The following is an 868-nucleotide window of genomic DNA, read 5'->3' as shown; positions in this document are numbered from 1 at the left end:
CTAGAGGGTGTTATGTACTTTCGTGCCTGATTGGTGCAGTAATGAGGGATGACGCCTGCACGCAAACCGTATCCCTCTGATGTATCAGACGAAGAATGGTCTCTGGTTGTCCCGTATCTGGTCCTGATGCGCGAGGATGCGGAACAACGACATCACGCATTGCGCGAACTGTTCAATGGATTGCGTTACGTGATCCGTTACGGCATTGCCTGGCGCGCCATGCCGAATGACCTTCCACCGTGGTCGGCGGTCTACCAGCAATCCCGTCGCTGGATGGAGGCAGGCTGTTTTGACGCGTTGGTATCTGATCTGCGTGCCGTGCTGCGTATCGCTTCTGGCCGCAGGGCGGAGCCAACGGCCGCCATTCTCGACAGCCGGACATTACGTTCGACGCCGGAAAGCGGTTCCCGCGCCGGATATGATGGGGCCAAGCGCAAAAAGGGATCAAAGCTGCACATGGCTGTGGACACGCTGGGACACCTGCTGGCCCTGCATGTCACACCAGCCAGTCGGGATGATCGCGCCGAGGTGGGACGTCTTGCTGCCGCCATTCAGGACGCGACAGACGAGAGCGTTGAACTGGCCTATGTCGATCAGGGATATACCGGCGAGAAACCTGCCGGGGCAGCACGGGCCCAGGGGATTACCCTTGAAGTTGTCAGGTTGCCCGAGGCCAAACGTGGCTTTGTCCTGCTGCCGCGCCGATGGGTCGTTGAACGATCTTTCGCATGGGCAACACGCTGCCGCAGGCTCGTCAAGGATTACGAGCGTTATGCCTCAACCCTCGCAAGTCTCCATGTCATCGCGTTCGCGTGCTTCATGCTAAGAAATGCAGCTATGCTCGCCCAAGGTGCATAACACCCTCTAG

The 868-nt window shown here is 58.6% G+C and carries 1 protein-coding gene; it reads left to right on the top strand.

All coding sequences use genetic code 11. The features are described from left to right. The first annotated feature begins 48 nt into the window (after positions 1–48). Positions 49–858, top strand: a complete 810-nt coding sequence (locus QEG70_RS16940) for an IS5 family transposase (protein WP_308721639.1) — start codon at positions 49–51, stop codon at positions 856–858. Positions 859–868: the final 10 nt, after the last annotated feature.

Source organism: Komagataeibacter xylinus (assembly GCF_031081985.1).
Taxonomy (GTDB): domain Bacteria; phylum Pseudomonadota; class Alphaproteobacteria; order Acetobacterales; family Acetobacteraceae; genus Komagataeibacter; species Komagataeibacter xylinus_E.
This window is presented reverse-complemented; position numbering and strand designations above follow the sequence as displayed.

Coding starts and splice junctions, on each gene's coding strand:
- QEG70_RS16940 (WP_308721639.1), top strand. CDS start 49: ATGACGCCTGCACGCAAACCGTATCCCTCTGATGTATCAGACGAAGAA.